Below are 18,350 nucleotides of genomic sequence, written 5' to 3'. Positions count from 1 at the left end.
CGATGTTCCGACTGTCCCAATATATGCGCGAGTTGGTTGATCCGACGCCCGTGCGCAGCCGTCGCGGCACAGGTGCTGTCAAACCCGTGGTAATCTGGAACCTGACGCGCCGCTGCAATCTGAAATGCCGCCACTGTTACACCGTGTCTGCCGATGTGGATTTCCCCGGCGAACTGTCCCCCGAGCAAGCCCGCGATGTGCTGGAAGATCTGGGCGGTATGGGCCTGCCTGCGCTGATCCTGTCGGGCGGCGAGCCGCTGCTTCGTGGTGATCTGTTTGATCTGGCCAAACGCGCGCGGCAACTGGTCCGTTATCTGGCGCTGTCCACCAATGGCACGCGGATTGTCGGGGCAACGGCGGACAAAGTGGCCGAGATCGGCTTTGATTATGTCGGCATCTCGATCGACGGCATCGGCAAAACCAATGACTGGTTTCGCGGGCAGGACGGGGCGTTCGATCAGGCGCTGACCGGCGTGCGCGAATGCAAGAAACGCGGCATCAAGGTGGGTTTGCGGTTCACCATCACCGAGGATAACGCTGAACAACTTCCCCAGCTATTGCAGCTTTGCGAGGACGAGGGAGTGGATAAATTCTACCTCTCCCATCTGGTTTACGCAGGGCGTGGTGACAAAAACCGTGGCGAGGACACCGCCCATAAACGCACCCGCGCAGCGATGGACATGCTGATTGATCGCGCCTGGAACGGGGTAAACGGCGGGGTGCCGCTGGATATTGTCACCGGCAACAACGATGCCGATGCGGTCTATTTCCTGCGCTGGGCCGAGGAACGGTTCAGCGCCGATCAGGTGGCGCATTTGCGGTCGCACCTTGAGGCATGGGGCGGCAATTCCTCGGGCGTTGGCGTGGCCAATATCGACACGCAGGGCGATGTGCACCCCGATACCTATTGGTCCGATTACACCGTGGGCAGCGTCAAGGATGTGCCCTTTTCGCAACTGTGGCAAGGCAGTGACAGGATGCTCGCCACCCTGCGCCAGCGCCCGCGCCCGTTAAAGGGGCGTTGCGGGGCCTGTGCCTATAAGGATGTGTGCGGCGGCAACACCCGTATCCGTGCGCTGCAACTGACCGGCGATCCATGGGCTGAAGATCCGGCCTGTTATCTGGGGGCCAAAGAAATCGGCGTTGCGGGGACCGATGCCGACCGCGTGACTGTCACAACATTTCGGGGGAAAAGCCATGATCCGGCGCATGATTTTAGCCAGTAGCCTGCTGTTTGCCGCCCATGCGGCCCTTGCCGCACCCGATGCGGTGGCGCTTTACAATGAACACTGTGCCGCCTGCCACGCCGAAACCCGCCTTGGGGGTACAGGTCCGGCGCTGATCCCGCAAACCCTGCACCGGATGTATGGCCCAAAACTGGTGGATGTTATCAGCAACGGGCGTGTTGCCACCCAGATGCAAGGCTATAGCGATGTGCTTGGCGCAGAAGAAATCGCCGCCATTGCCGAGTACCTGAAAACCCCGCTGGCCGAGGTGCCCGACTGGGGACCGGATGACATCACTGCCAGCCGCGAAATGCGCGATGATTATACCCCCGTGGATGCGCCGCAATGGTCTTCCGACCCGATGAACATCACGCTGGTGGTGGAAACCGGCGACCACCATGTCAGCGTGCTGGATGGTGACACCTTCGAGGTTCTGGACCGCTTCCCCACCCCCTTTGCCGTGCATGGCGGGCCGAAATTCAGCCCCGATGGCCGCTATGTGTTCATCATGTCCCGCGATGGCTGGGTGCAGAAATACGATATCTGGGCGCTGCACGAAGTGGGACGCGTGCGGGCCGGTGTGAACAGCCGCAATATCGCCATGTCCAAGGACGGCAAGCACCTTGCCGTGGCCAACTACCTGCCGATGACGCTGACCATCCTGTCCACCGATAATCTGACAGTGGAAAAGGTGATGGACGTTGTGGGCCGTGACGGCACCCCGTCGCGCGTGTCCGCCGTTTATCAGGACCCCAGACATGACGCCTTTGTTCTGGCACTGAAAGACACGCCGGAAATCTGGCAGGTGGCGACCGACCCGAACGCAGCCCCGGTTTACGAGGGCTATGTCCATTCCCACGAAAAAGGCATGATCGAGGCGCTGCCCTCCTCAAAGGGGCTGTTTGCCCGCAAACGGATCATGCTGAATGAACCGCTGGACGACTTCTTCTTCAGCCCCGATTACCGCTTTCTGATCGGTGCGGCGCGGGCCAGTGAAAAGGGCGTGGTGGTCAACATGACCGTCGGACGCGAAATCGCCACCCTGCCGCTGGGCGGAATGCCGCATCTGGGGTCGGGTATTTCCTGGATGCGTGACGGTCGCCGCGTGATGGCCACGCCACACCTGAAAGACGCCGCTATTTCGGTGATCGACATGCAGACATGGAAACTGGTCAAAACCATCAAAACCGATGGCCCCGGTTTTTTCATGCGCAGCCATGAAAATTCGCCTTATGTCTGGGCCGATGTGTTCTTTGGCCCGCACAAGGATGAAATCCATGTGATCGACAAGCAGACGCTGGAGATCATCAAAACCCTGAACCCTGCACCGGGCAAAACCGTGGCGCATGTAGAGTTCACAAAGGATGGCAAATACGCGCTGGTGTCGATCTGGGAAGACGACGGCGCGGTGATCGTTTACGATGCCGCCACCTTGCAGGAAGTCAAACGCCTGCCGATGCGCAAACCTTCGGGGAAATACAATGTCTGGAACAAAATCAGCTTTTCGGATGGCACCAGCCACTAAACCGGCGGCGATCATCGTTGCACACGGGCAGCCGTCCGATCCCGCACCTGCCGAACAGGCATTGCGCGACGTGGCCGGGCGGGTGGCACAGCACCTGCCCCGCTGGACCATCACCAGTGCCACGATGGCGGCCAGGGGTGCGTTGGAGCAGGCCTTGGAACAACACCCGACTGCCGCGATTTATCCTCTGTTCATGGCCGATGGCTGGTTCACCGGCACCGCCCTGCCGGACCGTTTGTTGCAGCACGGGCGATCTGTCCTGCCGCCGCTGGGACTGGATAAAAACCTGCCACTTCTGGCGGCCGATATCCTGACCGACCGGCTGCATGATCTGGACTGGAACGCCCGCGAAACCCGCCTGCTGATTGCCGCCCACGGCGGGCAGCACAGCCCCAACCCTGCCCGCGCCGCCCGCCACTTTGCCGCTGTTCTAGGCAAGGTTACGCATTTCGCCGACATCCGCCTTGGCTTTGTCGAGGAAACGCCCTTGCTGGCCAAAGTGGCCAAGAACCTTGGCCCCCGCACCCTGTGCCTGCCGTTCTTTGCCGCCAATGGCCACCATGTGCGTCAGGATATACCCGCTGCCCTTGTCAGCGCCGGATTTGAAGGTATCGCTCTGGGACCGCTGGGCCTTGCCCCGCAAATCCCCGACCTGATCGCGCAATCCCTGCGCCAGAACCACCGCCAGAAGGATGCCGCCTGAGATGAGCGAAAAACCTGCGCAACCCTCGCTGCTGAAACTGGGCCTGTACCTGTATGTGTTCGTGATGGCTGCGGTGGCGGTCAACCTGTTCATGCTGTCGCTGGCATGGCAACGGATCGGCCTGCCGGCCCTGTCGCCCGCCATGTCGGTGCTGATCAGTCTGCCGCTGGCCATCCCTGTCACATGGCTTGCCGCCCGCTGGGTCCGCCGCCTGCTGGACGAGGCCGACGGGTAATTTCGCCGGTTTCAGGACGTATTTATACGTGCTATTGCATAACGCACCTGCACGCTTGCATTATCAGCACATTATTGTTTTCCGGAGGTTCCTATATGCGTTTTGTCATTCTTACTTTTGTCGGTCTTGCCGCCTGCACAGAAATCCCGCCCGATCCGCCAATTGATCAACCTACCGAAGACACAACGGCCTGCGGGGGCGGCCCCGACAGCAATCTGGTCGGGCAATCTGTTGACGTTCTGGCAGCTATGACATTCCCCGGACCCATGCGGGTGATCCGGCCCGGTATGCTGATAACGCAGGAATACAACCCGAAACGCATGAATCTGGATCTGGACAACAAGGGCATCATCATCCGCGTCTGGTGTGGTTAATCCGACAGCCCCTTAACCCCGTTCAACACCATATCCGTGACCAGATCGGCATATTCCTCGCGGCTAAGCCCCTTGCCCGGGCGGTGCCACATGTAGAACCAGTTCAGCATACCGAATACCGTCATCGTGACGGGGCGCAGGCGGGTTGAGTTGGTCAGAGTACCCGGCGAGGCCTGTTGCAGCGCCTTGCCCATGATATCAACCAGCCGCCGCTGGAGGCCCAGCAACGGTTTGCGCAAGGGGTCGGGCAGGGTATCCAGCGCGTCGCCTTGTAATTTATGCTCGGCATCGGCGTTGCGGTAGTTCTGCAAAATGGCGTGGATCAGGCGGCGCAGGTATTCCGGCCCTGTTTCCACCGCCTTGACCGTTTCCACCAGCGTGGTCAGGTGACTGTTCAGGATGTCGAACAACAGCGCTTCTTTGCTGTCATAGTAGTGATAGATCAGCGCTTTGGATACGCCGCAGTGTTTCGCCGCCCCGGTCATTGACGCCCGATCATAGCCATGTGCGGCGAAATAGGCCGCCGCCCCTTTGCGGATGGCGGCCCGTTTTTCGCTGTGGTCGTGTGCTATTCCGCGTGGCATCGCTTATCCTTTGGGCCGGTTGTCGATTGTGCGCACCGCCTTGCCCTGACTGCGGGCCACCCCGCCGATTTCGGCCAGTGTGACCCGTGTGGATACCCCGACGTTGCGTTTGATCTTTTTCTGCAATTCGGCACAGGCGGCATCAGGATCGCTGGCCCCTTCGGCGGCTTCGACATGGATAATCATCTGGTCCATCCGCCCCTCGCGCAGCAGTTCGATCTGGAAATGCGGCGACAGGGCGGTGACGGTCATCAACTGTTCCTCGATCTGGGTCGGGAAGATATTGACGCCACGCAGGATGATCATGTCGTCGGTGCGCCCCGTGATTTTCTCCATCCGGCGCATGGACCGTGCGGTGCCCGGCAGCAGGCGGGTTAGGTCGCGGGTACGGTAGCGGATGATCGGAAAGCCCTCTTTGGTAAGGGATGTGAACACCAACTCGCCCAGCTCGCCATCCTCGACCACTTCGCCGGTGTCGGGGTTGATGATCTCGGGGTAGAAATGATCCTCCCAGATGTGCAGCCCGTCTTTGGTTTCCACACATTCATTGGCCACACCCGGCCCCATCACCTCGGACAGTCCGTAAATGTCTACGGCGTGCATATCGAACGCCTGTTCGATTTCCTCGCGCATGGAATTGGTCCATGGCTCGGCCCCGAAAACGCCGACATTCAGCGAACTTTTTCGCGGGTCGCGGCCCTGACGGTTATATTCGTCCAGAATGGACAGCATGTATGACGGTGTAACCATGATGGTCGAGGCGCCGAAATCCTCGATCAGTTTCACTTGACGTTCGGTCATGCCGCCGGACACGGGCACCACGGTGCAACCCAGTTTCTCGGCGCCGTAATGCGCGCCCAGCCCGCCGGTGAACAACCCGTAGCCATAGGACACATGCACCACATCACCGGGTCGCGTGCCGCTGGCCCGAAGCGAGCGCGCAACGACGGTTGCCCATGTGTCGATGTCGCGTTTGGTGTAGCCAACAACGGTTGGCTGGCCGGTGGTGCCGCTTGAAGCGTGCAAGCGGTTGATCTGTTCACGCGGCACGGCGAACATGCCGAAGGGGTAATTGTCGCGTAGATCCTGTTTCAGGGTGAAGGGAAATTTCGCCAGATCGGACAGGGTTTTCAGATCATCGGGATGCACACCGGCATCATCGAATGATTTGCGGTAGAACGGCACATTGTCATAGGCATGACGAAGCGACCATTTCATCCGCTCCAGTTGCAACGCGGCAATTTCATCGCGCGAGGCGATCTCGATCGGTTCCAGATCCTCGCGCCGTGGTGTCAAATCTTTCATCTGTTCGCTCCCTGTTTCTCAGACCCGTTCCATGACCAGCGAAATGCCTTGGCCAACCCCGATGCACATGGTGCAAAGCGCGCGGTTCATAGACCGGTTTTGTAGTTCAATCGCCGCCGTCAGTGCCAGTCGCGCGCCGGACATGCCCAGCGGATGGCCCAGCGCAATCGCACCGCCGTTCGGGTTTACATGATCGGCATCATCCGGCAGGCCAAGGCGGCGCAGAACGGCCAGCCCCTGCGCGGCAAAGGCTTCGTTCAGTTCGATCAGGTCAATATCGTTGATCGACAGCCCCAGTCGCGTCAGCAGTTTTTCACTGGCCGGTGCGGGGCCGATGCCCATGATGCGGGGTTCAACCCCGGCGGTGGCCATCCCGATGATCCGCGCCTTGGGAGTCAGGCCGTATTTTGCAATGGCCTCTTCCGACGCAATAATCATCGCGCAAGCCCCGTCATTCACGCCGGACGCGTTGCCCGCTGTCACACTGCCGCCGTCGCGAAACGGGGTGCGCAGGCTGGCCAGTTTTTCCAGCGTGGTAGCGCGGGGGTGCTCGTCGGTGTCCACCACCACATCATCGCCGCGCCGCTGCGGGATTGTCACCGGCACGATTTCCTGCGCCAGACGGCCCGAGGCAATCGCCGCCGCCGCCCGTTCCTGCGAGCGCAGGGCAAAGGCATCCTGATCGGCGCGCGAGATGTTGAATTCCTCGGCCACGTTTTCCGCCGTTTCCGGCATGGAATCTGTGCCGTATTGTGCCGCCAATGCCTTGTTCACGAACCGCCAGCCAATGGTTGTATCGTAAATCTCGGCCCGCCGTGAAAAGGCGGCGTCGGGTTTGGGTTGGACCAAAGGGGCGCGGCTCATGCTTTCCACGCCGCCCGCGATCACCAGCTCGGCCTCGCCGCATTTCACCGCCCGCGCAGCCATGCCGACTGCATCAAGGCCCGAACCGCACAGCCGGTTCACCGTCACCGCGGGCACGTCCACCGGCAGCCCTGCCAGCAGCACCGACATGCGCCCGACATTGCGGTTATCCTCGCCGGCCTGATTGGCGCAACCGGCGATCACCTCGTCAATCGCCATATCCCTGCCCGCCGTGATGTGGCGCATCACATGGGCCAGCATGTCGTCGGGCCGCACCGATGACAGCGCCCCGCCGTAGCGGCCAATCGGGGTGCGGATACCCTCGCAAATATAGGCTTGGTTCATGTCGTCTCCTCGAAATGCTGGCCTTTGATCTGGCGTGATCCGCCGCGAAATTCCGCCACCACACGCCCGTCCGGGGCGGTGACCGATACGTCATAGATACCCGATCGCCCGCTTAATGCCACTTCGCGTGCCGTGGCGGTCAGCCGTTCGCCCAATTGGCCGGGGGACAGGTAGGTGATGGAATTCTGCTGCGCCACCACCTGCCGGTTATAGCTGTTGCAGGCAAAGGCAAAGGCGCTGTCGGCCAGCGCATAGATGATGCCGCCGTGGCACATCCCGTGGCCGTTCAGATGCTGTGGCCCGATTTCCAGCGACAGAACTGCCGCCCCCGGCGCCACATGATCCAGCGACATGCCCAGCCATTGCGATGCCCCGTCATCGGCCCACATCGCGGCGGCGCTTTTCTCGGCGCGTTCCTGTGGTGTCATGTTGCGCGTCCTCCCTACATGTCAACTTGCATAAAACCGACCGCGCGGTCAATAGTGTTGTAATGCGCGCCCGAATCTGTAAGTTGGTCCGCGTTGGACAAGGAGAATTCGATGCTAGAGCCACACAGCTATGCCGCCGGTCAATGGGTCGCCCCCGCACGGGATGCCGCCATTCTGAACAGCCCTGTCACCGGTGCTGCCATCGCGCGGGCAGGCGGGGCGGCGCTGGATTTTCAGGGGATGATCGACTGGGCCACATCGCGGGGCGGCCCTGCGCTGCGGGCAATGACATTCCATGAGCGCGCCAAGATGCTAAAGGCGCTGGCGATGTATATTGATGGCCGCAAAGAGGAACTATACGCCCTGAACCCGCTGACCGGCGCCACCCGCAAGGACGGCTGGATCGACATTGACGGCGGCATCGGCACGATGTTCGTTTTTGCTTCAAAAGGGCGGCGCGAAATGCCCGATAGCCACGTTTATCTGGATGGCGAAATCGAGCAACTGTCGCGTGGCGGCACTTTTCTGGGCCAACACATCGCCCTGCCGCTGCACGGTGTTGCGGTGCATATCAATGCCTTCAACTTCCCCGTCTGGGGGATGCTGGAGAAACTGGCGCCTGCCCTGCTGGCCGGTGTGCCCTGCATCGTCAAACCTGCGACGCAAACCAGTTTCCTGACCGAAGCCTGCGTGCGTATCATGATGGACAGCGGGCTGCTGCCCGAGGGTGCTGTGCAATTGATCATCGGGCGCACCGGTGATCTGCTGTCACGGTTGGGTCCGCAGGATGTGGTCAGTTTTACCGGCTCGGCCCGCACCGCGCTGGCGCTGCGCTCGATGCCCAATATCATTGAAAACGGCACACGGTTTATCGCAGAACAGGACAGTCTGAATGCCTCGATCATGGGTCTGGATGTGACGCCGGACTGCCCCGAGTTTGATTTGTTCATCCGCGAGGCGACCACCGAACTGACCACCAAGGCCGGTCAGAAATGCACCGCGATCCGCCGGATGATCGTGCCCGATGCGATGATGGATCCGGTGATCGGGGCGCTATCGGCGCGGCTGGAGAAAACCACCATCGGCGATCCCGAAGCCGAGGGCGTGCGAATGGGCGCGCTGGTGTCGGCCACGCAAAAGGCCGATGTGCTGGAGATGGCCGCATTGATCGGCACCGAAACCACGCGGGTTTATGGCGACCCCGACAATTTCGACACCCAAGGCGCAGACCCCACTCACGGATTTCTGCCGCCGATGCTGTTTCGCTGCGATGATCCGGATGCGGCGAAACAGGTTCATTCGACCGAGGCTTTTGGCCCCGTGTCCACCATCCTGCCTTACCGCGACACCGCCCATGCGGCCGCTTTGGCGAACCGCGGGCAGGGCAGCCTTGTGGCCTCGGTCATCACCAATGACCCGCAGATTGCCCGCGACATCACGCTGGCGTCGGCGCATTGGCACGGGCGGCTGTATTTCAACAACCGCACCAGCGCCAAAGAGGCCACAGGCCACGGCTCGCCCTTGCCACATATGACCCACGGCGGTCCGGGCCGTGCGGGTGGCGGCGAGGAAATGGGCGGCATCCGTGGCGTGCTGCACTATATGCAGCGCACCGCCATTCAGGGCAGCCCCGATATTCTGACCGCGATTTGCGGGGTCTGGGTTTCCGGTGCGAAAGAAAAGACAGGGCCGTGCCATCCGTTCCAGCGCACGTTCCATGAAATCGAAATCGGCGAAACCATCACAACCGATCCCCGCAAGGTGACGCTTGAGGACATAGAGCATTTCGCCCATTTCACCGGCGATGCATTCTATGCCCACATGGACGAGGACGCCGCCAAGGCCAACCCGTTCTTCCCCGGTCGGGTCGCGCATGGCTATCTGCTATTGTCCTTTGCCGCCGGTCTGTTCGTGCAACCCGATCCGGGGCCGGTACTGGCCAATACCGGTCTGAACGCGCTGACCTTCCAGCAACCGGTCAGCCCCGACGATGAAATCCACGTCCGCCTGACGGCCAAACGCAAGACCCGCCGCACCGATGAATACGGCGAAGTCCGCTGGAACGCGACATTGTATAATCAACGCGGTGATCAGGTTGCGGAATATGAGCTTTTGACGATGGTGGCCTATTCCCGCTAAAGCATTTCCGGTTTACACTGAAACGCTTTTCGCTGCCTCAAGCCTTTGGCTTGAACGCAAAAAGCGATACTCCTGTTTCAAAGTAAACTGGAAACGCTATAAACAGCGGGGAATGGATCCGATTGAACCTCTGATAAACGCCTTCCATGCCGAAGGCCGCCCCCGCGTCTGGTCGCTGGTTGTGACCATATTCGGCGATGCTGTGCAGCATCGTGGCGGGCGCATCGCGACCTTGCATTTGCAAGAACTGCTGGAGCGGGTGGGGATCGAGGCGGGTGCCCTGCGCACGGCCCTTTCGCGGCTGACCAGCGATGGTTGGGTGCAGCGGGATCGCGAGGGGCGTAACAGTTTCTACCGGCTAAGCAAAAGCGGTCAGGCGGAAATCACCCAGGCCGCTGCCGACATCTACGCCGCCCCACGGGATGGCAAGGTGGTGCAATGGGTGATGGCAAGGGGTAAGGCCACCCCTGCCAAGGGTATTTCTGTCGCCCCCCATTTGTGGCTGGTTCCGGCAGATTGTGCGACCGAAATGCCCGAACATATCTGTATCACCGGCACGCTGACCTCGTTTCCCGAACATGCCGCAGAACGGGTGCTGACGCCCGACCACCGCGCCGCATTGAATGCTTTGGGGGCGGACATTGCTGCGCTGGACGGATTGGCGCTAACCCCGCTGGATGCGATGGCCGCACGGATGCTGCTAATCCACCGCTGGCGCCGGATTGTGCTGCGCTATCCTGATGTTCCAGCGGAACTGATGCCTGCGGATGCTGAAATTCCGAACCCTCGCAAACTGGTTGCGGATGCTTACAACGCATTGGTTCCGACCTCGGAAAAATGGCTGGGTGTGGGTGATGGAACCACGCCCCCCGATAGCCACGGATTTTCCAATCGCTTTTAATAAAGCAAATCCAATGGATTCGCTCTTTAGTAAAAACCCCGCCCGTTTTCAGGGCAGGGTTTTACTGCGAAAGCCGCGCCGGCATCACGAGCTGATGGGGGCAATGAATCTGCAACGCCGACGCGGCATTTCGCTATAAGGTAGTTATCACCATCAAATCAGGCAACCCAAAGGAAATGATTGGGCAATAGTGGGGCAGACTTGATTTCCGTGCGCTCACGAGCCAAAGTTTCCTTATGAACGCCCCGACACCCTTTTCCCGCGTCCCGCAACAGGTGGCCTTTGACCGCAAGGAACTGGGTGTGATTCTGTCGCTATACGGGCGAATGGTGGCGGCGGGGGAATGGCGTGACTACGGTATTTCCTGCCTGCGTGAACTGGCTGTGTTTTCGGTATTCCGGCACACTGCAGAACACCCGCTGTATAGGATCGAAAAGCGCCCGAAGCTGCGGCATAAACAGGGGATGTATGCGGTTGTCGGGATGGACGGGCGTATCCTGAAACGTGGTGCGGATTTGAAAACCGTCTTGGCGGTGCTGGAAAAGAAGCTGATCCGCGCGGTTACCTGATTGCTGTTTTTCTTTTGTTTTCAGGCAGCGGGGTATCTGCTGGTTTTTACATTCCCGACATATCCATTAAACCGGTTTAATGGATATGTCGGGGTATAAACTTTCTGATATAAAGCAATAGGTTACAAGTATATTAGTGTAGATTTACGCGGGAAAAACCGGCCGCCGTCGTCCTGTCACCGGGCCGTCGCCCTGTGCTTCGATCCTCGCAATAGCCTGATCAAGAGACTCGTCCACCACGGCCATATGATAGGCGTTGGCGTGAAGCAGCGTGTTTTCATCGCGGATCAGGCCAACATGCCCCTTCCAGAAAAACAGATCCCCCCGTTGCGGTTTCACATTGTCACCAATCGCCACGCCAACGCGGTCCTGTTGCATATCGGCGTCCCCCGGGCAATCCACCCCGCAGGCCAGCAATACGACCTGCACCAGTCCGGAACAATCCAGCCCCCAGATGCTGTTCCCGCCCCACAAGTAAGGCACGCCCATGAACTGTTCGGCCACTTCGATCGGGTCATCGAACAGCCGGTCAACAGGGGCGATATGCGGGCAGGGGACAAAACCGCCGCCGGACAGTTCTGCAAAACGCTCACCTTTGCCCACAACCTCCAGCCGCGAACCGAAGCTAAGCGAAGCAATCGCTTCTGATTTGAAATCAGGCTCGGGGTAGATGTGGGAACTGCGCACCGAAACGAAATGGGTTGCCTCGCGCCGCGCTTCCAGATTGGCAAGCCGCAGATAGCCCGCATAACCGTCCTTTTCAGCAGAGCCATAAGCCCAGCCCCCGTGCACCTCGACCACGCGAAAATCCTCGCCATAGACCAACTGGCGGTCGCGTTTCCCGTCCGGCGCCGCCCGCAGGTCGGCCAGCGGCACAGCAACACTCATCACTTCTCCGCTGTCGCGCAATTCTTCCGGCAAGGTCCGGCGGTCGCTCATAGGTCCAGCACCTTTGGCAGGGACTCAAGGATCGCCCGCGCACCCTGCCCGACACCCCCTTTGGGGCGGGCAGGGGCGGCATTGGGTTGCCAGCCGTAGATGTCGAAATGGGCGTAACGCGGGGTTTGATCGACAAAGCGGCGCAGGAACAGCGCGGCGGTGATGGATCCGGCAAAACCTCCGGCAGGGGCGTTGTCCAGATCGGCAATGCCGGGTTCGATCATGGATTCGTAAGGGTCCCAGAACGGCATCCGCCACAGTGGATCGGCCACCGCCGCACCACTGTCGGCCAGAATCGCCGCCATGCTGTCGTCATCGGTGTAATAGGGGGCAAGGTCCGGCCCCACGGCCACCCGTGCCGCACCGGTCAGAGTGGCCATCGAGATCAGGCAGTCCGGCACGTCTTCGTCCGCCAGCGCCAGCGCATCGGCCAGCACCAGCCGCCCCTCGGCGTCGGTGTTGTTCACCTCCACCGTCAGCCTCTTGCGCGAGGTCAGGATATCCTGTGGCCGGAATGCCGAACCATTGATGGCGTTTTCCACAGCAGGTACCAGCACCCGCAGGCGCAGTTTCAGGCCCAGCGTCATAATCATATGCGCCAGCCCCATCACCGTGGCCGCGCCGCCCATGTCCTTTTTCATCAGACCCATCGAACTGCCCGGCTTGATGTTCAGCCCGCCGGTGTCAAAACACACACCTTTGCCCACCAGTGTCAGCGTTGGCCCTGCATCGCCCCAGCGCATATCCAGCAGACGTGGCGCGCGGTCGGAGGCACGGCCAACCGCATGGATCATAGGCAAGTTTTGCGTTAACAGATCATCCCCCATAACCACTTGCGTCTTGGCCCCATGTTCTGCCGCCAGCGCCAGAAAGGCGTCTTCCAGTTCCTGCGGTCCCATGTCGGAGGCCGGCGTATTGATCAGGTCCCGGGTCAGAACCTCGCCTGCTGCTATGGCCTCGACCCGAGCAGCGTCAATGCCTTCGGGTACTTTCAGGCGCAGCTTGTTCGGTTTTTGCTGGCGGTAACGGGTGAACTGGTAACCGGACAACAACCAGCCCAGCGCCGCCTCTTCCAGTGCGGCGCCTTCCAGACCGGATTGGATATGATAGGTCCCCGCAGGCAGAGCCGCTGCTGCCTTGGCCAGATGGAATCGCCCGCGCGCCCGTGCGGCGGGCTTTCCGTAACCCACCACGGCCATTTCAGGCATGCCGGTTTTGTCCGGAACCAGACAGACCTCGCCCAGTGCGGCAGCAAAGCCGTTGGCCTTGAGCCACGCGGTGACAGATGCGGGTTGGCTGGCAGACCAGTCGTCGAACCCGCCGGCTTCGACGATATATACCGGAATAGAAGGAGTTTCTTCCTTGGCGAATTTTACAGACATGTTTGGCGGCCTTGTTCGGAATTTCGGTTCCTGAACACCCTAAGTCGCAGCCCTATCCGTTCGCAACCAGTTTAGACCGATAAATCCTGTAAATCCCAAACCGCTGTCAATGACCGGTCCCCGACCCTTTGCAGACGCGCCATTGTCGCCCCCAGCGCCACCGGATCGGGATCCTCGGCACAGGCGCACACATCCCGTGCCACATCAGCCAGCCGTTGCATCCCGACCTGTTCGGCAATGCCAATCAAGCCCTTCGCACCTTTGTGTAGTGCGGACAGTTTGCAGGTGCGAAATGCCTCGTCAATGCGGGCCAGTCGCACGGCCAGCTCCTCCATCGCGCGACAGACCACATCCTGCGCACCGGTTTCCCCCAGTTGTGCATATAATTCCACCAGCCGGTCGGATTCCAGCCGCACCTTTTCTTCAATATCAAGCACCGCTATTTGCTGCATGCCCTCACCCTCCGGTTCTATGTCCCCACTTCGCGCAAGAGCATCGCCAAAGGTTCCTTAGAAAAGGTTTCCGCCAAGACCAGAAATAGCTCGAAATTCCGATAAATGCTCCCTATCTAGATAGAAACCAAGACGCCAATAAGGAGCGCCACCATGGAATATGCCAAACCGCTGCCAAACTATCTAGCCAAACGCTATCAAGGTTGGAAGGCGACTTCCTATGCTGACAACAAGGTCTGGTATCGCCATTTGGCAGAAGAGGGCCAGCGTCCGCGCGCCATGGTGATTTCCTGCTGTGACAGCCGCGTGCATGTAACATCGATTTTCGGTGCCGATCAGGGCGAGTTTTTCATCCATCGCAACATTGCCAATCTGGTCCCGCCCTATGCGCCGGATGGCGATCACCACGGCACCTCGGCGGCGCTGGAATTTGCTGTGACCTCGTTGAAGGTGGCGCATCTGATTGTGCTGGGCCATTCGAATTGCGGGGGGGTGAATGGCTGTTATGACATGTGTTCGGGACAGGCGCCCGAGCTTGAGAAAAAGTCCAGCTTTGTCGGGCGCTGGATGGATATCCTGCGGCCCGGGTATAACCGTGTCAAGGATATGAACCTTGATGACGAAGCCGAAGCGCGGCGTCAGTTGGAAAAAGCGGCTGTGGTGATTTCGCTGGAAAACCTGCTGACATTTCCCTTTGTCAAAAGCGCGGTCGAGGGTGAAACCCTGAGCCTGCACGGGCTGTGGCATGATATCGGCGAAGGCGGGTTGCAGAATTATGACCCGGAAACCGATATGTTTGTCGATGTCTGAAGGGATACAGAACCGCCCCTATTGGTGGGACGGTTCCGGATTGCCGGATGCGGGCCTTTCGCTTGATCCGCAAACCCTGCCGGAGACGGTTGAGACCCTGATCATCGGGGCCGGGTATAGTGGTCTGTCTGCTGCCCTGACATTGGCGCGGGCGGGGCGGGACGTGACCGTGATTGATGGCGATATGATCGGCTATGGCTGCTCGTCCCGCAATGGCGGACAGATCGGACCTTCGTTTCACAAGCTGGGGGTGGCGGGGCTGACGGCTGCTTTCGGACAAGCCAAGGCGACGGCGATCTTGCGCGAGTCCATGGAGTCACTGACCTATCTGAAAACCCTGATTTCAGACGAGGGCATTGATTGCGATATTCAGCCGGAATCGGGCCGGTTCAAAGGGATCAGCCGCGCCCGCCATTACGAGGAAACCGCCCGCAGCAACGAATCCTTGGCCAAGGCGGTTGGCTTTGCGTTTGAAATGGTTCCGAAGGCGCAACAGTCGGCACATATCGGCAGTGACTTTTATCATGGCGGGGCGGTGTATCCCGAGGATGGGCAGTTGCAGCCTGCGAAATTCGTCAAAGGGTTGGCGCAAAAGGCAATCGCAGCGGGCGCGCACCTGTATGCACCGGCACGGGCCACGGGTGTGACGCGGGACGGAGACAGGTTTGCGGTGGGGATTGGTGATAGAACCGTTTCGGCGGGGCAGGTTCTGGTGGCAACCAACGGGTATTCCGGCCCCGAGCTGCCGTTCTTTCATCGCCGGATCATGCCGCTTCGATCTGCGATCATTGCCACGGAACAACTGGCGCCCGATTTGATCCGCAGTGCCTTTCCTGACGGGAAATGTATTGTCGATTCCTCGCGGCTGGTTTTGTATTACCGCCCGTCCCCCGATGGCACCCGTGTGGTGTTCGGCGGGCGGTCGTTCGATAATGCCGACCGGCCCGATCACTACGTCCCCGACCTGCGCCGCCTGATGTTGCGGATATTTCCGCAACTGGCAGAGGCGCGCATTACGCACGGGTGGTCCGGCACGGTCGCCTATACCTTTGATTACGCCCCGCATCTGGGGAGCCATGACGGGGTGCATTATGTCATGGGCTATTGCGGGTCCGGTGTGGGGCGGGCCACCTATTTCGGGCACAAGGCCGCGTTGAAAATGCTGGGTGAAAAGGGCGGGGAAACGGCGCTGGACGGGTTGGAGTTTCCGACACGGGCGTTTTACAATGGCAAGCCGTGGTTCCTGCCTGCCGTGTTGCGCTGGCAGTCGTTTATGGATCGTTTCGGGGTGTAAATCCAAACAGGAAACCCTATTTATCTTATTGATATAATGATAAATAATGCATGTCAGAATAGAACTACTAAACCGGTTTAGTGGAAATGTTTTCAAACGCATGATTGCCGGCTGTCTCGGGCTGTAATTACACCGCTTCTGAAAACGCGTCTTTCGGCGTATGCAGCCGCACATGCCGCAGGAAATGCCGCGCGGTTTGCGACAGGGGCCGGTGGTCCGGTGCCACGAAATAGGTCTGATAGGAAATCGCCGAGGCAAAGGGGCGGAACACCACCCCCTCTGCCGATGTCTGCACCGACGGGAACGGGTTGACCACGGCCAGCCCGACACCCAGCCGCACCAGATCAATAGCGGCGGTCGAGCTGGAAACTTCGGCAACCACCTTTGGATAGGCCCTGACCTCGAGCAGCAGTTTGTCCAGTTGCGCCCGCCGCGCGTGGCGGTAGTTGAACCCGATCAGGTTTTCCCCGTCCAGATCCATCGGCCGGATCACCGCTTGTGCCGCAAGCGGGTGATCCGGAGACATCACAACCGCCGCCGTGGCCTTGCGAAACGGGATCAGTTTGGCCCCTGCGCGGGTCGGTTCGACCCCGACAATTCCCAGATCGTAATTGTCGGCCTGAACACCGGCAACGACCTCGGGGGAAATGGCGATTTCCAGACTGATAAACGCCTCGGGATGGGTTTTGATGAAACTGGCTATGTGCCCGACAATAAACTGGTTGGCAAAGGTCGGCGGCGCGATCAGTCGCAGGTTTTCACGCGGGGTTTCGGCGGGGCCGTCGATACTGTCCAGTGCCTGAAACAGCGCATCCAGCCGCGAATTCAGCCGCACCGCCGCGCTTGTCGGCACCAGCCGACCGGATTCGCGTTCAAAAAGGGTTGTACCGATCCGCGCCTCAAGGTTGGTCAATGACCGCGACACAGCCGATTGAGACAGGCCCAGCCGCCGCGCGGCCGAGGCGGTGGTGTTGCCCTCCATCATCGCGCGCAAGGCCTGATATTCAGACAGGGAGTGCCAGGATTTTCGCATAGGTACCTACAGTTTTATTCATTGCTCTATGAGTTTATCTTATTGGCATACCTATGGCTATCGGAAAAACAATTGCTAAGGTATTGTATCTATTGGGGGGATTCTTTGCTGAAACAAAATGAACCGATGATATTTGACGGGCACAATGATGTTCTGCTCAAACTGACGATCGACGGCGGGATGGACAAGGCCGGCAGCTTTGTCACCGGACGCGATGGCCATATTGATATTCCGCGTGCAAATATTGGCGGATTCGGCGGCGGTTTCTTTGCGCTCTATGTGCGCTCGCCCCTGAACGGCAAATCGCTTGACGACAAATACGACGAGATGAAGCAGCCGCAATATGATGTGCCGCTACCTGCTCCTGTGCCCCAAGCCGATGCGCTGCCGGTGATTATGGAAGAGATCGCCATCCTTCTGCGTCTTCAGGAAATGGGTGCGCTGAAAATCTGTCGCACAGTGGATGATCTGCGCGGCTGTTTTGCCAGTGGGCAGATGGCGGCAATCATGCATATGGAAGGGGCCGAGGCGATAGACGCGGAGCTGCATACGCTCGATGTGCTACATGCCGCCGGTCTGCGATCGCTTGGGCCGGTCTGGAGCCGCGATACGATATTCGGTTACGGCGTGCCGTTCCGGTTTCCGTCTGACGGTAACATTGGCGACGGGCTGACCGAGGCCGGTTTTTGGCTGGTGAAGCGGTGCAATGAATTGGGCATCATGCTGGACCTTTCGCATCTGAACGAGGCCGGCTTCTGGGACATTGCCAAAACCAGTGACGCGCCGCTGGTGGCGACCCATTCCAATGTCCACGCCATTTCCAGCCACGCCCGCAACCTGACCGACAAACAACTGGCGGCGATTGCCGAAAGTGACGGTATGGTAGGTCTGAATTTCGCCTGCGCTTTCCTGCGCGAGGACGGGCAGATGGATCCGGATACGCCGCTGGACACCATGCTGCGGCATCTGGATTACATGATCGAGAAACTGGGCGAGGACCGCGTTGGTCTGGGGTCGGATTTTGACGGTGCATGGGTGCCCGAAGCGATCACCGATGTGGCCGGTCTGAACAATTTGCGTGCCGCGATGCGGGCGCATGGTTATGATGAACCATTGATGCGGAAACTGTGCCATGAAAACTGGCTGCGGGTTCTGGACAAAACATGGAAAGAATAACCAAGGCAGAAGCAGGAAAACCGCAAGAGTAACAATAGTCAATCAGAGAGGATAAATAATGAAACC

At 59.7% G+C, this 18,350-nt stretch carries 19 protein-coding genes; 11 read left to right on the top strand and 8 right to left on the bottom strand.

Translation table 11 applies throughout. The annotated features are described in order from the left end of the window. Positions 1 to 2 precede the first annotated feature (2 nt). From nirJ to BAR1_RS16510, 5 genes are all read left to right on the top strand, one after another. Positions 3 to 1,226, top strand: a complete 1,224-nt coding sequence (nirJ, locus tag BAR1_RS16530; RefSeq protein WP_118944049.1) for a heme d1 biosynthesis radical SAM protein NirJ — start codon at positions 3 to 5, stop codon at positions 1,224 to 1,226. Next, the gene (locus BAR1_RS16525; RefSeq protein ID WP_118944048.1) at positions 1,198 to 2,751 is read left to right on the top strand and encodes a nitrite reductase; all 1,554 of its coding nucleotides are present in this window, start codon (positions 1,198 to 1,200) and stop codon (positions 2,749 to 2,751) included. The genes nirJ and BAR1_RS16525 overlap by 29 nt, the downstream gene beginning before the upstream one ends. Continuing rightward, positions 2,735 to 3,454 carry a CbiX/SirB N-terminal domain-containing protein gene (locus tag BAR1_RS16520; RefSeq protein WP_162891820.1) on the top strand — a complete coding sequence of 240 codons (720 nt, stop codon included), beginning with the start codon at positions 2,735 to 2,737 and terminating at the stop codon, positions 3,452 to 3,454. The genes BAR1_RS16525 and BAR1_RS16520 overlap by 17 nt, the downstream gene beginning before the upstream one ends. A 1-nt stretch (position 3,455) precedes the next feature. Further along, the gene (locus tag BAR1_RS16515) at positions 3,456 to 3,689 is read left to right on the top strand and encodes a hypothetical protein (protein ID WP_118944046.1); all 234 of its coding nucleotides are present in this window, start codon (positions 3,456 to 3,458) and stop codon (positions 3,687 to 3,689) included. 95 nt (positions 3,690 to 3,784) lie between these two features. Then, on the top strand, positions 3,785 to 4,063 hold the full coding sequence (locus tag BAR1_RS16510; RefSeq protein ID WP_162891819.1) for an I78 family peptidase inhibitor: 279 nt from the start codon (positions 3,785 to 3,787) through the stop codon (positions 4,061 to 4,063). Here BAR1_RS16510 and BAR1_RS16505 read toward each other — a convergent pair. From BAR1_RS16505 to paaI, 4 genes are read right to left on the bottom strand one after another with little or no spacing between them, the layout of a single operon-like run. Beyond that, complete coding sequence (locus BAR1_RS16505; protein ID WP_118944044.1) at positions 4,060 to 4,647, bottom strand: TetR/AcrR family transcriptional regulator; 588 nt, start codon at positions 4,645 to 4,647, stop codon at positions 4,060 to 4,062. The two genes, BAR1_RS16510 and BAR1_RS16505, sit on opposite strands and share 4 nt — an antisense overlap. A 3-nt stretch (positions 4,648 to 4,650) precedes the next feature. Beyond that, complete coding sequence (gene paaK / locus BAR1_RS16500; RefSeq protein ID WP_118944043.1) at positions 4,651 to 5,952, bottom strand: phenylacetate--CoA ligase PaaK; 1,302 nt, start codon at positions 5,950 to 5,952, stop codon at positions 4,651 to 4,653. An 18-nt stretch (positions 5,953 to 5,970) separates the two neighbouring features. Further along, positions 5,971 to 7,161: a 3-oxoadipyl-CoA thiolase gene (gene pcaF / locus BAR1_RS16495; RefSeq protein WP_118944042.1), complete on the bottom strand. Its 1,191-nt coding sequence runs from the start codon at positions 7,159 to 7,161 to the stop codon at positions 5,971 to 5,973. Beyond that, positions 7,158 to 7,589: a hydroxyphenylacetyl-CoA thioesterase PaaI gene (paaI, locus tag BAR1_RS16490; RefSeq protein WP_118944041.1), complete on the bottom strand. Its 432-nt coding sequence runs from the start codon at positions 7,587 to 7,589 to the stop codon at positions 7,158 to 7,160. The genes pcaF and paaI overlap by 4 nt, the downstream gene beginning before the upstream one ends. Before the next feature lie 111 nt (positions 7,590 to 7,700). Between paaI and paaZ the strand changes: the two genes are divergently transcribed. The 3 genes from paaZ to BAR1_RS16475 all read left to right on the top strand — a co-directional run bounded on the left by paaZ (position 7,701) and on the right by BAR1_RS16475 (position 11,198). Then, positions 7,701 to 9,728, top strand: coding sequence for a phenylacetic acid degradation bifunctional protein PaaZ (paaZ, locus tag BAR1_RS16485; RefSeq protein WP_118944040.1), 2,028 nt, complete (start codon positions 7,701 to 7,703; stop codon positions 9,726 to 9,728). Between the two features lie 112 nt (positions 9,729 to 9,840). After that, positions 9,841 to 10,629: a PaaX family transcriptional regulator C-terminal domain-containing protein gene (locus BAR1_RS16480; protein ID WP_118944039.1), complete on the top strand. Its 789-nt coding sequence runs from the start codon at positions 9,841 to 9,843 to the stop codon at positions 10,627 to 10,629. 236 nt (positions 10,630 to 10,865) lie between these two features. Next, complete coding sequence (locus BAR1_RS16475) at positions 10,866 to 11,198, top strand: DUF2794 domain-containing protein (protein WP_118944038.1); 333 nt, start codon at positions 10,866 to 10,868, stop codon at positions 11,196 to 11,198. Between the two features lie 144 nt (positions 11,199 to 11,342). Here BAR1_RS16475 and BAR1_RS16470 read toward each other — a convergent pair whose 3' ends face one another. The 3 genes from BAR1_RS16470 to BAR1_RS16460 all read right to left on the bottom strand — a co-directional run bounded on the left by BAR1_RS16470 (position 11,343) and on the right by BAR1_RS16460 (position 13,971). After that, entirely contained in the window at positions 11,343 to 12,137 is a 795-nt protein-coding gene (locus BAR1_RS16470) for a C40 family peptidase (RefSeq protein WP_228408598.1), read from the bottom strand. Further along, positions 12,134 to 13,519, bottom strand: coding sequence for a leucyl aminopeptidase family protein (locus BAR1_RS16465; RefSeq protein ID WP_118944037.1), 1,386 nt, complete (start codon positions 13,517 to 13,519; stop codon positions 12,134 to 12,136). The genes BAR1_RS16470 and BAR1_RS16465 overlap by 4 nt, the downstream gene beginning before the upstream one ends. Positions 13,520 to 13,590: 71 nt before the next feature. Then, on the bottom strand, positions 13,591 to 13,971 hold the full coding sequence (locus BAR1_RS16460; protein ID WP_118944036.1) for a hypothetical protein: 381 nt from the start codon (positions 13,969 to 13,971) through the stop codon (positions 13,591 to 13,593). 153 nt (positions 13,972 to 14,124) lie between these two features. Here BAR1_RS16460 and BAR1_RS16455 point away from each other — a divergent pair, with 153 nt between their 5' ends. Beyond that, a complete protein-coding gene (locus BAR1_RS16455; RefSeq protein ID WP_118944035.1) occupies positions 14,125 to 14,781 on the top strand; it encodes a carbonic anhydrase in 657 nt (218 codons plus the stop codon). Continuing rightward, positions 14,747 to 16,075, top strand: coding sequence for an NAD(P)/FAD-dependent oxidoreductase (locus tag BAR1_RS16450; protein ID WP_228408596.1), 1,329 nt, complete (start codon positions 14,747 to 14,749; stop codon positions 16,073 to 16,075). Before BAR1_RS16455 ends, BAR1_RS16450 begins: the two co-directional genes overlap by 35 nt. Positions 16,076 to 16,202: 127 nt before the next feature. Here BAR1_RS16450 and BAR1_RS16445 read toward each other — a convergent pair whose 3' ends face one another. Next, positions 16,203 to 17,108 (bottom strand): LysR substrate-binding domain-containing protein, encoded by a 906-nt coding sequence (locus BAR1_RS16445; protein ID WP_118944034.1) that lies wholly within the window; start codon positions 17,106 to 17,108, stop codon positions 16,203 to 16,205. A 126-nt stretch (positions 17,109 to 17,234) separates the two neighbouring features. Between BAR1_RS16445 and BAR1_RS16440 the strand changes: the two genes are divergently transcribed. Then, positions 17,235 to 18,284: a dipeptidase gene (locus BAR1_RS16440; RefSeq protein ID WP_118944534.1), complete on the top strand. Its 1,050-nt coding sequence runs from the start codon at positions 17,235 to 17,237 to the stop codon at positions 18,282 to 18,284. Positions 18,285 to 18,350 lie beyond the last annotated feature (66 nt).

Source organism: Profundibacter amoris (assembly GCF_003544895.1).
GTDB classification, from domain to species: domain Bacteria; phylum Pseudomonadota; class Alphaproteobacteria; order Rhodobacterales; family Rhodobacteraceae; genus Profundibacter; species Profundibacter amoris.
This window is presented reverse-complemented; position numbering and strand designations above follow the sequence as displayed.

Coding starts and splice junctions, on each gene's coding strand:
- BAR1_RS16475 (WP_118944038.1), top strand. CDS start 10,866: ATGAACGCCCCGACACCCTTTTCCCGCGTCCCGCAACAGGTGGCCTTT.
- BAR1_RS16445 (WP_118944034.1), bottom strand. CDS start 17,108: ATGCGAAAATCCTGGCACTCCCTGTCTGAATATCAGGCCTTGCGCGCG.
- BAR1_RS16465 (WP_118944037.1), bottom strand. CDS start 13,519: ATGTCTGTAAAATTCGCCAAGGAAGAAACTCCTTCTATTCCGGTATAT.
- BAR1_RS16520 (WP_162891820.1), top strand. CDS start 2,735: ATGGCACCAGCCACTAAACCGGCGGCGATCATCGTTGCACACGGGCAG.
- BAR1_RS16525 (WP_118944048.1), top strand. CDS start 1,198: ATGATCCGGCGCATGATTTTAGCCAGTAGCCTGCTGTTTGCCGCCCAT.
- BAR1_RS16470 (WP_228408598.1), bottom strand. CDS start 12,137: ATGAGCGACCGCCGGACCTTGCCGGAAGAATTGCGCGACAGCGGAGAA.
- BAR1_RS16480 (WP_118944039.1), top strand. CDS start 9,841: ATGGATCCGATTGAACCTCTGATAAACGCCTTCCATGCCGAAGGCCGC.
- paaI (WP_118944041.1), bottom strand. CDS start 7,589: ATGACACCACAGGAACGCGCCGAGAAAAGCGCCGCCGCGATGTGGGCC.
- BAR1_RS16440 (WP_118944534.1), top strand. CDS start 17,235: ATGATATTTGACGGGCACAATGATGTTCTGCTCAAACTGACGATCGAC.
- nirJ (WP_118944049.1), top strand. CDS start 3: ATGTTCCGACTGTCCCAATATATGCGCGAGTTGGTTGATCCGACGCCC.
- paaZ (WP_118944040.1), top strand. CDS start 7,701: ATGCTAGAGCCACACAGCTATGCCGCCGGTCAATGGGTCGCCCCCGCA.
- BAR1_RS16515 (WP_118944046.1), top strand. CDS start 3,456: ATGAGCGAAAAACCTGCGCAACCCTCGCTGCTGAAACTGGGCCTGTAC.
- BAR1_RS16505 (WP_118944044.1), bottom strand. CDS start 4,647: ATGCCACGCGGAATAGCACACGACCACAGCGAAAAACGGGCCGCCATC.
- BAR1_RS16460 (WP_118944036.1), bottom strand. CDS start 13,971: ATGCAGCAAATAGCGGTGCTTGATATTGAAGAAAAGGTGCGGCTGGAA.
- BAR1_RS16455 (WP_118944035.1), top strand. CDS start 14,125: ATGGAATATGCCAAACCGCTGCCAAACTATCTAGCCAAACGCTATCAA.
- BAR1_RS16450 (WP_228408596.1), top strand. CDS start 14,747: ATGACCCGGAAACCGATATGTTTGTCGATGTCTGAAGGGATACAGAAC.
- BAR1_RS16510 (WP_162891819.1), top strand. CDS start 3,785: ATGCGTTTTGTCATTCTTACTTTTGTCGGTCTTGCCGCCTGCACAGAA.
- paaK (WP_118944043.1), bottom strand. CDS start 5,952: ATGAAAGATTTGACACCACGGCGCGAGGATCTGGAACCGATCGAGATC.
- pcaF (WP_118944042.1), bottom strand. CDS start 7,161: ATGAACCAAGCCTATATTTGCGAGGGTATCCGCACCCCGATTGGCCGC.